Origin of the sequence: Streptomyces sp. URMC 126, assembly GCF_051386555.1 — a bacterium.
In the GTDB taxonomy this organism is placed as follows: Bacteria; Actinomycetota; Actinomycetes; order Streptomycetales; family Streptomycetaceae; genus Streptomyces.
Genome location: NZ_JBPQTX010000222.1, coordinates 1 through 12,070 on the forward strand (window position 1 = coordinate 1; position 12,070 = coordinate 12,070).

11 protein-coding genes are annotated in these 12,070 nt (G+C 72.9%); 7 read left to right on the forward strand and 4 right to left on the reverse strand.

Going from position 1 to position 12,070, the window contains the following annotated elements; genetic code table 11:
- The first annotated feature begins 52 nt into the window (after positions 1-52).
- The 3 genes from speB to argJ all read left to right on the forward strand — a co-directional run bounded on the left by speB (position 53) and on the right by argJ (position 3,328).
- Positions 53-994 carry an agmatinase gene (speB, locus tag ACSNOK_RS23560; RefSeq protein WP_436782751.1) on the forward strand — a complete coding sequence of 314 codons (942 nt, stop codon included), beginning with the start codon at positions 53-55 and terminating at the stop codon, positions 992-994.
- 15 nt (positions 995-1,009) lie between these two features.
- Positions 1,010-1,984: a clavaminate synthase Cs1 gene (cs1, locus tag ACSNOK_RS23565; RefSeq protein WP_436782752.1), complete on the forward strand. Its 975-nt coding sequence runs from the start codon at positions 1,010-1,012 to the stop codon at positions 1,982-1,984.
- A 162-nt stretch (positions 1,985-2,146) separates the two neighbouring features.
- Positions 2,147-3,328 (forward strand): bifunctional glutamate N-acetyltransferase/amino-acid acetyltransferase ArgJ, encoded by a 1,182-nt coding sequence (gene argJ, locus ACSNOK_RS23570; protein WP_436782753.1) that lies wholly within the window; start codon positions 2,147-2,149, stop codon positions 3,326-3,328.
- A 102-nt stretch (positions 3,329-3,430) separates the two neighbouring features.
- Here argJ and ACSNOK_RS23575 read toward each other — a convergent pair whose 3' ends face one another.
- Positions 3,431-3,850: an ATP-binding protein gene (locus tag ACSNOK_RS23575; protein WP_436782754.1), complete on the reverse strand. Its 420-nt coding sequence runs from the start codon at positions 3,848-3,850 to the stop codon at positions 3,431-3,433.
- A complete protein-coding gene (locus ACSNOK_RS23580; RefSeq protein ID WP_436782755.1) occupies positions 3,847-4,278 on the reverse strand; it encodes a hypothetical protein in 432 nt (143 codons plus the stop codon). Before ACSNOK_RS23580 ends, ACSNOK_RS23575 begins: the two co-directional genes overlap by 4 nt.
- Positions 4,279-4,480: 202 nt before the next feature.
- Here ACSNOK_RS23580 and ACSNOK_RS23585 point away from each other — a divergent pair, with 202 nt between their 5' ends.
- From ACSNOK_RS23585 to ACSNOK_RS23595, 3 genes are all read left to right on the forward strand, one after another.
- Positions 4,481-5,575, forward strand: a complete 1,095-nt coding sequence (locus ACSNOK_RS23585; RefSeq protein WP_436782756.1) for a helix-turn-helix domain-containing protein — start codon at positions 4,481-4,483, stop codon at positions 5,573-5,575.
- 14 nt (positions 5,576-5,589) lie between these two features.
- Positions 5,590-6,261, forward strand: coding sequence for a YdcF family protein (locus tag ACSNOK_RS23590; RefSeq protein WP_436782757.1), 672 nt, complete (start codon positions 5,590-5,592; stop codon positions 6,259-6,261).
- 295 nt (positions 6,262-6,556) lie between these two features.
- The gene (locus tag ACSNOK_RS23595; protein WP_436782758.1) at positions 6,557-8,233 is read left to right on the forward strand and encodes an ABC transporter substrate-binding protein; all 1,677 of its coding nucleotides are present in this window, start codon (positions 6,557-6,559) and stop codon (positions 8,231-8,233) included.
- Here ACSNOK_RS23595 and ACSNOK_RS23600 read toward each other — a convergent pair.
- Both ACSNOK_RS23600 and ACSNOK_RS23605 read right to left on the reverse strand, forming a co-directional pair.
- Positions 8,209-9,633: a LysR family transcriptional regulator gene (locus ACSNOK_RS23600; protein ID WP_436782759.1), complete on the reverse strand. Its 1,425-nt coding sequence runs from the start codon at positions 9,631-9,633 to the stop codon at positions 8,209-8,211. The genes ACSNOK_RS23595 and ACSNOK_RS23600 overlap by 25 nt on opposite strands.
- Before the next feature lie 194 nt (positions 9,634-9,827).
- Positions 9,828-10,571: an SDR family NAD(P)-dependent oxidoreductase gene (locus ACSNOK_RS23605; RefSeq protein ID WP_436782760.1), complete on the reverse strand. Its 744-nt coding sequence runs from the start codon at positions 10,569-10,571 to the stop codon at positions 9,828-9,830.
- Positions 10,572-10,767: 196 nt separating this feature from the next.
- Between ACSNOK_RS23605 and ACSNOK_RS23610 the strand changes: the two genes are divergently transcribed.
- Positions 10,768-12,018 carry a cytochrome P450 gene (locus ACSNOK_RS23610; protein WP_436782761.1) on the forward strand — a complete coding sequence of 417 codons (1,251 nt, stop codon included), beginning with the start codon at positions 10,768-10,770 and terminating at the stop codon, positions 12,016-12,018.
- Positions 12,019-12,070 lie beyond the last annotated feature (52 nt).

Below are 12,070 nucleotides of genomic sequence, written 5' to 3' on the forward strand. Positions count from 1 at the left end.
TCCCCGTCCGACCCCTTCCGCCCCCTTCCGCCCCTGGAGGAGAACCGAAACCGTGGAGCGCATCGACTCACACGTCTCACCCCGCTACGCCCAGATACCCACGTTCATGCGGCTGCCGCACGAGCGGGATCCCCGCGGCTACGACGTCGTGGTCATCGGCGCCCCGTATGACGGCGGGACGAGTTACCGTCCCGGCGCCCGGTTCGGCCCGCGGGCGATCCGCGGCGAGTCGGGGCTGATCCACGGGGTCGGCATCGACCGCGGCCCCGGCACGTTCGACCTGATCGACTGTGTCGACGCGGGGGACATGGACCTCACGCCCTTCGACATGAACATCGCGATCGACACGGCCGGCCGGCACCTCGCCGAGCTGCTCAAGACCAACGCCGCGTTCCTGATGCTGGGCGGCGACCACTCGCTGACGGTGGCGGCGCTGCGCGCGGTCGCCGAGCGGCACGGCCCGCTGGCCGTGGTCCACCTGGACGCGCACTCCGACACCAACCCGGCCTTCTACGGCGGGCGTTACCACCACGGCACCCCGTTCCGGCACGCGATCGACGAGAAGCTGGTCGATCCCGAGGCGATGGTGCAGATCGGCATCCGGGGGCACAACCCGAAGCCGGACTCGCTGGACTACGCGCGCGGGCACGGGGTGCGGGTGGTGACCGCCGACGAGTTCGCCGAGCTCGGCGTGGGCGGCACCGCCGACCTGATCCGCGAGCGGGTCGGGGGCCGGCCGGTGTACGTGTCCGTCGACGTCGACGTGGTCGACCCGGCCTTCGCTCCGGGGACGGGCACGCCCGCGCCGGGCGGGCTCAGCTCCCGCGAGGTGCTGGCCCTGCTGCGCTGCGTCGGGGATCTGCGGCCGGTCGGGTTCGACGTGATGGAGGTGTCGCCCCTCTACGACCACGGCGGGATCACCGCCGTGCTGGCCACCGAGATCGGCGCGGAGCTGCTCTACCAGTACGCCCGCGCCCACCGCACTCACAAGTGAAGGAGCCAACACGTCATGACTTCCCCGATCGTCGACTGCTCCCCGTACCGTGAGCCGCTGCTCGCGCTCGCGGCCCGGCTCCCCCGGGTGCCGCGCGCGGACCTGTACGGGTTCCTCGACGTCGCGAAGGAGCTGGCGGCGGAGCTGCCGGCGGAACTCGCCACGGCCCTGGACTCGTTCGACGCGGAGAGCAACGCGGACGGCTACCTGCTGCTGCGCGGGCTGCCCGTCGACGAGGAACTGCCGCCCACACCCACCTCGACGCCGGCGCCCGTGGACCGGCCGCTGCTGCTGATGGAGGCGATGCTGGCGCTGACCGGCCGACGCCTCGGCCTGCACACCGGGTACCAGGAGCTGCGGTCCGGCACGGTGTACCACGACGTGTACCCCTCGCCCGGGGCGCACTACCTGTCCTCGGAGACCTCCGAGACCCTGCTGGAGTTCCACACGGAGATGGCGTACCACGTCCGCCAGCCCAACTATGTGATGCTCGCCTGCTCGCGCGCGGACCACGAGCACCGCGCCGAGACGCTGGTCGGCGCGGTCCGCAAGGCGCTGCCGCTGATCGACGCGGAGTCGCGGGCGCGGCTGTTCGACCGGAAGATGCCCTGCTGCGTGGACGTCGCCTTCCGGGGCGGCGAGGAGGACCCGGGCGCCATCGCCGAGGTCAAGCCGCTGTACGGCGACGTGGACGACCCCTACCTGGGGTACGACCGCGAGCTGCTGGCGCCGGTGCTCCCGGAGGACAAGGAGGCCGTGAGCGTCCTGTCCAAGGCCCTCGACGAGGTGACCACCGGGGTCAAGCTCGTCCCCGGTGACGTGCTGATCATCGACAACTTCCGTACCACGCACGCCCGGACGCCGTTCACCCCGCGCTGGGACGGCGAGGACCGCTGGCTGCACCGGGTGTACATCCGCACCGACCGCAACGGCCAGCTCTCCGGCGGCGAACGCGCGGGCGACGTCGTCGCCTTCACGCCGCGCCGGTGACCGTAGCGCTCCCCCGGCCGCGCCCCCTCACCGCTCCGGTGAGGGGGCGCGACTCTTGACGCATGAATATGCTGGTTCCACCAAGTCCATGCAGCCGAGGGTGGCGGCCCGGCTCGCCGGCCTGCCGCACGGCTTCCCATGACCACGACAGGAGACGCCGACATGCCCGACTCCACACCGCGCGCGCCGCGGGGATTCGTCGTCCACACCGCACCGCTGGGCCTGGCCGACGACGGCCGCGACGACTTCACCGTACTGGCCTCGACGGTGCCGGCGGTGGTGAGCGCGGTCTTCACCCGCTCCCGGTTCGCCGGCCCGAGCGTCCTGCTGAGCCGCGAGGCCGCCGCGACCGGGCGCTCCCGCGGCGTCGTCGTACTGGCCCGCAACGCCAATGTCGCGACCGGCCGCGAGGGCGAGGCCAACGCGCGCGAGGTCCGCGAGTCCGTGGCTCGCGCGCTCGGCGCGACGGAGTCGGAACTCCTGATCGCCTCCACGGGCGTGATTGGCCGTCAGTACCCCATGCAGCGTATCCGGGACCACCTCAAGACGCTGTCCTGGCCGTTCCCGGAGGGCGGCTTCGACCGCGCGGCCCGCGCCATCATGACGACCGACACCCGCCCGAAGGAGGTCCGGGCGCGGGTGGGCGACGCGACGCTGGTCGGCATCGCCAAGGGCGTCGGCATGATGGAGCCCGACATGGCGACCCTGCTGACGTTCTTCGCCACCGACGCCCGGCTCGACCCGGCCGAGCAGGACCGGATCTTCCGGCGCGTCATGGACCGCACATTCAACGCGGTGAGCATCGACACCGACACCTCCACCAGCGACACGGCGGCCCTGTTCGCCAACGGCCTGGCGGGCGACGTCGACCCGGCCGAGTTCGAACAGGCGCTGTACGAGGTCGCGCTGGCCCTGGTGAAGGACATCGCGAGCGACGGCGAGGGCGCGAGCAAGCTTATCGAGGTCCGGGTCACCGGCGCGCGCGACACCGCCCAGGCCAAGCGGGTGGGCAAGGCCGTCGTCAACTCCCCGCTGGTCAAGACCGCGGTGCACGGAAACGACCCCAACTGGGGCCGCGTCGCCATGGCGATCGGCAAGTGCTCGGACGACACCGACATCGACCAGGACCGCGTCGCCATCCGCTTCGGCGACGTCGAGGTCTACCCGCCGCGCGCCGAAGGAACCGACACCGAGGACGCCCTGCGCGCGGCGGTCGCCGAACACCTGCGGGGCGACGAGGTCGTGATCGGCGCCGACCTGGCCATCGCGGACGGCGAGTTCACCGTGTACGGCTGCGATCTCACGGAGGGGTACGTACGGCTGAACTCGGAGTACACGACCTGACGTTCTCGGCTCCTGTGGGCGGCCCGGCGCTGCCTCCGCCTTCAGGGGGCGGGGGCAGGAGGCAGCGGAGGGGCCGGGGGACGGCCCGGTGCCGCCAGCCGATCAGCACGGCACCTCCCACAGGGCGGGCGCGAGGCGGAACCGCGACCAGACAATCTTCCCGGAGGGATGGCGCGCATCGACACCCCAGGCGGTTGCGAGGGCGGCGACCAGGTGCAGCCCTCGACCGGAGGTGGCGTGATGGGTGGGGAGGCGGACTGCAGGCCGACGGGGGTGGTCGTCATGGACTTCCAGGTGGAGGTGGTCGCCGCCGACGGTCAGCCGCACCAGGAAGCGGCCGTAGGTGTTGGCGTGGACCACCGCGTTGGTCGCCGGCTCCGAAACGCAGACCCGGACGTCGTCGGCGAGAGCGTCCAGGTTCCAGGAGCGGAGAGTCTTGTCGGCGAAGTCGCGGGCCAGTCCGACCGAGGCGGGCGCCGAGGCGAAGAACCGCTGGTCGGACAGGGGCGTGGAGCGGTTCATGACTCGGCATCCAGCGTCGGTGCGGACGCGCGGTCGTACCACGCCTGGGCGCCGCCGTGGCCCGGGCGCCGACGGCGGGCCCGACCGGGGGTGTCCTTGCGGACCAGCAGCAGCCGGGTGCCGGTCGCCTCGATGTGCCGGCCCCGAGCGGCGGCCATGGACCTGGGGCCCAGGTGGGAGGCGGACGGCAGCACGACGCCGTAGGAACCGGACACCGCCAGCGCGTCCATCAGCCCGACGAACGCCGCGGAGGTGACCGCGGTGAGGCGTTCGGCGAACACGCCCGACAGTGAGAGCTCGTGTCGGCGGCAGTACTCGACCAGCGACCGCTTCAGGGCCTCCTCGCGAGCCGTGGGGACGTTGACCAGTCGCAGGAAGCCGTAGACGGCAGGGCCGCTGACACGGCGATGCTCGGTAAGGGGTTCCATGGGGGAGACCGTCCAAGAGATCAGGAGGAGAGGAATGGAAGGGGGGAAGCCGCCCCGAGCGAAAGAGCGGAGGCGACCTGCCTGTTGAAGCGTCCTCCTGCTCGGACGGCAACGAAATGACACGGTGTTGCACTCGTGTTGCACTTCCGTCCTCCTCGCATGGCGTTCCGTGCTTGCATGACCGCTCGGAAGGGAGCGACGCGTGGCGACCGTGCACCACTGGACCGGCCTGGAGGCCCGGGCCCTGCGGCTCGCCCTGCGGATGAGCGTCCGGGTGTTCGCCGAGCACCTCGGCGTCGCCGTACGGACCGTCTCCAACTGGGACAAGCACTTGTCCGCGACCGAACCTCGCCCGGACACCCAGGCGATCCTGGACACGGCTCTGGCCCGCGCGGACGCGTCCGCGCACTTGCGGTTCGAGACGTTCCTCTCCGAGGCCGGCGGGCCGCCCGTGACCACCCGCCGGGTCACCTCCGCGGGTCCCCGGGCCTGGGAGTACGAATCGTGGACCGACGACCTGGACCGGGTCGTGGTGGCCTTGAACCGGCAGGACTTCACCTTCGCCGACCACCTGCTGGGCCGGTGGCTGAACCGCTTCCGCCCACCTGAGCTGGACGACAAGGGCCTGTACCTCCTCGCCCGCTCGACCGCCCTCATGGGCGACCTCAAGCGCGACCAAGGAGCCGTGGTGGGGCCGCTCTCGGCCCAGCACGCGTATGCGGGCGCCCGCTCGCTCTTCGACCGGCTCGACATCCCCCGCCGCGTCGCCCAGCTCGACCTCTCCCTGGCCGTCGTCGCCGAGATGTCCGGCCGTCTGGAGACCGCCGCCCGCCACTACGAACACCTGGCCGTCGACGACCGGCTCGCCCGCCGTGACCGCGCGCGGGCCCGGCTGTGGGTGGGGACCGCGCTGAGCAAGGAAGGCGAGCACGACTACGCCGCACGCGTCATGCCGGCCGCGACCCGCGACTTCGAAGACCTCGGCGAGCCGGACGACTGGTCCGTCGCCCACCAGAAACTCGCCCTCGCCCACCGAGGCGCCGGCGACCTGGACAGAGCCCTGCGCTTCATCGGCATCGCCCGCAGGACGGGCGCGACCGACTCCCCGATGCAACGCGTGCGTCTGGACACCGCTCACGGACACATCCTGCTGTCCGACCCGGCCACCAGGGATGATGGCCTCTCGGCCCTCGATCAGGCCGCGAAACTGGCCGCTCGCTACGGCATGAGCCACCAGTTGGCCAGTATCGAGAGCATTCGGACGACCGCCGGGGTGACGAGTCCCTGGCGGCGGTGACCAGGGAGACGCCAGTGACGACGGACATCCAGCGGTCCATCACCGACGACCAGCGCCGGCGAGCCAAGCTGATCTGGGACTACCACCGGATGGGCCACGAGCTCCGACCGTGCGACGCGGCGATCGGCCTGGGCAGCCACGACCTGGGCGTTCCCGCGTTCTGTGCCGAGCTCTACCGGGCAGGTCTCTTCCCCACCCTCGTCTTCTCCGGCGGTCCCAACCCCACCCACCCGGGCCGCTTCCCCCGCGGCGAGGCCCTGCACTTCCGCGACCACGCGCTCGCCCTCGGCGTCCCGGACGCGGCGGTTCTGCTGGAGCCCCGGGCCAGGAACACCGGCCAGAACATCACCTTCTCCCGCGACGTCCTGGCCGCCGCCGGCCTGGACGTGCAGACCGTGCTGCTGGTCGCCATGCCCTACATGGAGCGACGCGCGTTCGCCACCGCCCGCAAGGCATGGCCCGAGGTGGAAGTGATCTGCGCCTCGGCTCCCCTGGAGTTCGACGACTACCTGAAGACGATCGGCGACGAGAAGCTCGTCGTCGACCAGCTCGTCGGCGATCTGCAACGAGTGATCGAGTATCCGAAACTCGGCTTCGCCATCGAGCAGGACGTCCCGGAGGACGTGCATGCCGCCTACCGAGCCCTCCTCGAAGACGACTTCGACAGCCGCCTGCTCAGCCCTTGAAAAGAGTCCGGTGGGCTGTCCGCCCTCCCCCAGCCCTGCTTCTCTTCCCGGCCCTCGGCACCGGCCAAGTCGTTCGCGGCGGACTGTCGGATGCGGTTCGGGCCCGGTCGACCGGCCCATGGTCAGTGCGCCGCAGCGGGGCTTTTCGTCCGCCCGCAGACCGACATTCCCGGCCGTCCCCGCCGGGTATGCCGACCCGGCCCCGGCTATGCGCGGGTCCGTGCCGCCCCTCCTCCCCCGTGTGTCGCGCGCCGGAGGATGGGGCGGACCGTAGGGCGACGAGGGCTGGAGGGACATGGTGACCACTCGGTCGGAGACCGTGGGCGACGGGGGCGAGGGGTTCGACGCCGGGGTGCGGGGGGTGGTCCGCCCGGTCGGTACGGAGGGCGGGACGCTGCGGCTCGTGCGGACGGACGACTTCGACTCCCTCGATCCCGGCAACACGTACTACGCCTACACCTGGAACTTCCTCCGGCTCGTCGGCCGGACCCTGGTCACCTTCGACACCGTGCCCGGCAAGGCCGGCCAGCGGCTCGTCCCGGACCTGGCCGAGTCGCTGGGGCAGTCGTCCGAGGGCGGCCGGGTGTGGACGTACCGGCTGCGCGAGGGGCTGCGGTACGAGGACGGGTCGCCCGTCACCTCGGCGGACGTCAAGTACGCGATCGCGCGCAGCAATTACGGCACCGACGTGCTGGGGGCCGGGCCGACGTACTTCCGGCACCTGCTCGGCACGGACTACGGCGGCCCCTGGCGGGAGCCGGACGCGGACGGGCCGGTGACGCTGGAGACGCCGGACGAGCGCACGCTGGTGTTCCGGCTGCGCGAGCCGTTCGCCGGGCTCGACCTGCTGGCGACGATGCCGAGCACCACGCCGGTGCCGCGCCGGCTGGACACCGGCGCCGACTACCGGCTGCGGCCGGTGGCGACGGGCCCGTACCGGATCGCCTCCTACACGCGCGGCGAGCTCGCGGTGCTGGAGCCCAACCCGTACTGGGACCCGGCGTCGGACCCGGTGCGCGTGCGGCGGGCGCGGCGTGTCGAGGTGCACCTGGGCAAGGAGCCGCACGAGGTGGACCGGATGCTGCTCGCCGGGGAGGCCCACATCGACCTGGCCGGGTTCGGGGTGCAGCCCTCGACGCAGGAGCGGATCCTCGCCGACCCGGCGCTGCGGGCCCACGCGGACAACCCGCTGACCGGCTTCACCTGGATCTACTGCCTGTCGAGCCGGATCCCGCCGTTCGACGACGTGCACTGCCGGCGTGCCGTGCAGTTCGCCACCGACAAGGCGGCGATGCAGCGGGCGTACGGCGGTCCGGTGGGCGGGGACATCGCGACGACCCTGCTGCCGCCGACGCTGGACGGGTACCGTCCCTTCGACCGCTACCCGGTCGGCCCGAAGGGCACCGGGGACCTGGACGCGGCCCGCGCCGAGCTGAAGGCGGCCGGGCTGCCGGACGGCTTCCGTACGAAGATCGCGGCCCGCAAGGACCGGCTGAAGGAGTACCGGGCCGCCGAGGCGCTGGCCGCCGGGCTGGCCCGGGTGGGGATCGAGGCGGAGGTGCTGGACTTCCCCTCGGGCGACTACTTCGAGCGGTACGGCGGCTGCCCGGAGTACCTGCGGGAACACGGCATCGGGATCGTGATGTTCGGCTGGGGCGCCGACTTCCCCGACGGCTACGGTTTCCTCCAGCAGATCGTCGACGGGCGGGCGATCAAGGAGCGCGGCAACCAGAACATGGGCGAGCTCGACGACCCCGAGATCAACGCGCTGCTCGACGAGGGGGCCCGGTGCGCGGATCCCGTGCGGCGCGCGGAGATCTGGCACCGCATCGACCGGCTGACGATGGACCACGCGGTCATCGTGCCGTACCTGTACCCGCGTTCCCTGCTCTACCGCCACCCGGACGCCCGCAACGTCTTCGTCACGGGCTCCTTCGGGATGTACGACTACGTGGCGCTCGGCGCGAGCTGAGCACCCGGCCGGTATGCGGCGGCCGCGGCCCGCGCGGCCCGGCCGCCGCGCAGGGGGTGCCGGCCGGCGCGGCAGGCCAGGGCCTCCTCGTGGAAGTCGGCCTCGTAGCCGTCGAGAAGGCGCAGGAAGCGGCGGGTGGGCTCGGTCAGGGTGGTGCCCCGGGGGCTGCGCAGCAGGAGCCGGGCGCCGAGGGCGTGTTCGAGCCGGTGGATGCGGCGGGTCAGCGCGGACTGGCTGATGGACAGGACGGCCGCGGCCCGGTTGATGCTGCCGTGCCGGGCGACGGCCCGCAGCAGGTCCAGGTCCTCGACGTCCAGGGCGCGGCCCTCGGCGGGTGGCGGGGCCGCGTCGGCGAGCGGGCCGGCCCCGGTGGCGCCGGCCGGGCGGGCGGCCTGTTCCGCGTACCACCGCTCCCACCACGGTTCGCGCAGCAGGTCGGCGTGGTGGGCGGCGAGGCGGCGCAGGTGGCCGCGGGCGATCAGCGCCGCCAGCCGGGCGGCCGTCGCCGGCGGGACGACCGCGGGGTCGACGAGGAGGCCGGCGGTGCGGCGCGGCCGTTCGGCGAGGGAGCGGTGGACCAGCGAAGGGGCGTGCACGGCCGGGTCGGTGGGCGATCCCAGACCGGTGGCGTCGCCCCGGCTCAGCATGCCCCGGACGACCGACGGCCCCGCGACGTGCAGCCGCGCGGGCGCGGGCAGCCCGGCCGTACGGAAGACGTGGGCCACCAGGCTCTCGGCGCGGGGGCCGGCCTGGGAGACCCAGGTGTCGTCGCGCAGGGCGGCGAGCGGGATCTCGGGCCGGCCGGCCAGCGGGTGGTCGCGGGGCAGGATGACCCACAGGGGGTCGTCGAGGACGTGGTGGACGCGCGTGGGCCGGTCCGACGCCGAGTGCGAGGCGTCGGTGGTGCGGGTGAACGCCGCGTCGACGAGGTAGTCGGCCCATTGGGCGGCGATCCGGTGCGGTTCCTCGTGGCGGACGGACAGCAGCAGGCCGAGCGAGGCGGCGGCGTCCTCCACCACCTCCTCCGGCAGGGGTTCGGCGGTGGCGAGGTGCAGCACTTCCGGGGCGGTGACGGCCTCCCGGCCGTGGCCGAGCAGGTGGATCCGGGCGGCGAGGTCGGTGCGGCGGAAGAAGCGCCGCCCGGCGACCAGCATGCGCGAGCCGGCCGGGGTCAGCCGGGCGGCGTGCGGGGTGCGCAGGGTCAGGGGGGCGCCGACGGCCCGGTCCAGCCGGTCGAGCCGGCGGGCCGCCGCACCCTGCCGGATGCCGGCCCGCCGGGCCGCCTCCGCGAGGTCCCCGTACCGGTCCACGGCCGCCAGCAGCGCCAGGTCCCGCCGGCCGAAAGGCGACGGCGTTTCCGGCCCGTCGGCGGCCGGCGCCTCTTCCACCCCGAGAGACAATGTCGGTTCCCTTTTCCGTCGAAGAAACAGAAGAATCAGAAGAATCAACCGCCGAATTGCCCGGTGTCCTACGTGTCCTACGCCGGGGATCATAGGCAGGCGGTTCTCTTCGGACTCTCCTCGCGGCGGGACGCCGAGAGAGCGCGGAGACCGGGGGGATAGCCGGGTCTCCGGGGGCACCCGAGGCCGGGTGGTCAGGCCTGGTCGGTCGGCCGCATAAGGATCTCGTGGACGGTGACGTGGGGCGGCGCCGTCACCGCGTACCGGACCGCCTCGGCGACATCGGCGCTCCGCAGCCTCCGTATCCTTCCGGTCCGTTCGAGGAAGGCCGCCTTCGTCGGGGCGTGGGTGATGTGGGAGCCCAACTCCGTGTCGGTGGTGCCGGGTTCGATGACGACGACGCGTACGCCGCGCTCGGTCACCTCCTGGCGGAGCGTCTCGCTGAAGGCGTTCACGGCGAACTTGGTCGCCTGGTAGACGGCGGCGTTGCGGACGATCGCGCGGCCGGCGACGGAGGACATCTGGACGATCACGCCACGGCTGCGCAGCAGGTGCGGCAGGGCGGCCCGGGTCATGTGGAGGACGCCGAGCAGATTGGTGTCGATCATGCGGGTCCAGTCGGTGGGGTCGGCGTCCTCGACCGGCCCCAGCAGCATCAGGCCCGCGTTGTTGACCAGGACGTCGAGTCCGCCGAGGGCCTCGACGGTGGAGCGCACGGCCGCGTCGGCGGCCCCGGCGTCGGTGACGTCCGTCTCGACGACGTGCGTCTTCGCCCCGGCGGCGGCCAGTTCGTCGGCGAGGGCGCGCAGCCTGTCGACGCGGCGGGCGGCCAGCGCGACGGCGGCGCCCTCCGCCGCCAGCATCCGGGCCGTGGCCTCGCCGATTCCCGAACTCGCGCCGGTGACGAGCGCGACCTTTCCTTGCAGTGCGGATGCCATGGTCTCTCCCGACGTGCCGCCGCGGTGGTTCCGCGGGGATTTCCTTGCGTGCGGTTTTCCGGAGAATACAAACGCCGAAAGCCCGGTGCGGCAGCCCCGGTTATGCCCGTTTCCCCGGGGTTATGCGGCGCCCTCCGGCGCCCGGGCGCCCGCTTCCCCGCTCCGGCAGATTGGCCGGAGACAGACGGAGCGATCCGTGGGCAGCGACGGGCGGTGGACGATGAGCGAGACGGCTCCTCAGGAGAAACAGGCGGCGCCGGGGTACCCGATGTCCCGGGTCTCACCCCTGGCTCCCCCGCCTCAACTGGCCGATTTGCGGGCGGGGAAGGCCGCGAGCCGGGTCACCCTCTGGGACGGCAGCGAGGTGTGGCTGGTGACCGCGCACGCCGCGGTCCGGGCCGTACTGGGAGACCGCCGCTTCACCGCGGTCACCAGCGCCCCGGGCTTCCCCATGCTGACCCGTACCTCGACCCTGGTGCGGGCCCGGCCGGAGTCCGCGTCCTTCATCCGCATGGACGACCCGGAGCACTCGCGGCTCCGCTCCATGCTCACCCGCGACTTCCTGGCCCGCCGGGCCGAGGCACTGCGGCCGGCCGTACGGGAGTTGCTGGACGGGATCCTCGAACGGCTGGTCAAGGCCGGGGAGCGGCCCGTCGACCTGGTCCGGGAGCTGACCGTGCCGGTGCCCTCCCGGGTCATCACCTTGCTGTTCGGGGCCGGCGAGGAGCGCCGGGAGTTCATCGAGAGCCGCAGCGCCGTGCTCATCGACCGCGGTTACACGCCCGACCAGGTGGCGGCGGCCCGCGACGAGCTGGACGGCTATCTGCGCGAGCTGGTGGAGGAGCGGCTGGCCGACCCCGGTACCGACCTGATCAGCCGGCTGGTGCTGGACCAGGTCCGCCCGGGCCGGCTGAGCGTCGACGAACTGGTGCCGATGTGCCGCCTGTTGCTCGTGGCCGGTCATGGGACGACCACCAGCCAGGCCGGTCTCGCGCTCCTCAGCCTGATCACCGACCCGGCCCTGGCCGAGGCGCTGACCGAGGACGCGGATCTGCTGCCCAAGGCCGTCGAGGAACTGCTGCGCTTCCACTCCATCGTGCAGAACGGCCTGGCCCGCGCGGCGACGGAGGACGTACAGCTCGACGACGTGCTCATCCGGGCCGGCGAGGGCGTGGTGCTGTCGCTGTCGGCGGCCAACCGCGACGAGACGGTCTTCCCCGACCCCGACCGGATCGACCCGCACCGCGACGCCCGCCGGCACGTCGCCTTCGGTCACGGCCCGCACCAGTGCCTGGGCCAGTGGCTGGCCCGCGTGGAGCTGGAGGAGATCCTCGCCGCGGTCCTCCGCTGGATGCCTGGCGCCCGGCTGGCCGTGCCCTTCGAGGAGCTCGACTTCCGTCACGAGGTGTCGAGTTACGGCCTCGGCGCGCTGCCGGTCACCTGGTGACGGCCCGATGACAACCTCCGACCGCCCCACCGCCGACCGCCCCACCACCGAC

Coding starts and splice junctions, on each gene's coding strand:
- ACSNOK_RS23595 (WP_436782758.1), top strand. CDS start 6,557: ATGGTGACCACTCGGTCGGAGACCGTGGGCGACGGGGGCGAGGGGTTC.
- ACSNOK_RS23580 (WP_436782755.1), bottom strand. CDS start 4,278: ATGGAACCCCTTACCGAGCATCGCCGTGTCAGCGGCCCTGCCGTCTAC.
- cs1 (WP_436782752.1), top strand. CDS start 1,010: ATGACTTCCCCGATCGTCGACTGCTCCCCGTACCGTGAGCCGCTGCTC.
- ACSNOK_RS23575 (WP_436782754.1), bottom strand. CDS start 3,850: ATGAACCGCTCCACGCCCCTGTCCGACCAGCGGTTCTTCGCCTCGGCG.
- ACSNOK_RS23605 (WP_436782760.1), bottom strand. CDS start 10,571: ATGGCATCCGCACTGCAAGGAAAGGTCGCGCTCGTCACCGGCGCGAGT.
- argJ (WP_436782753.1), top strand. CDS start 2,147: ATGCCCGACTCCACACCGCGCGCGCCGCGGGGATTCGTCGTCCACACC.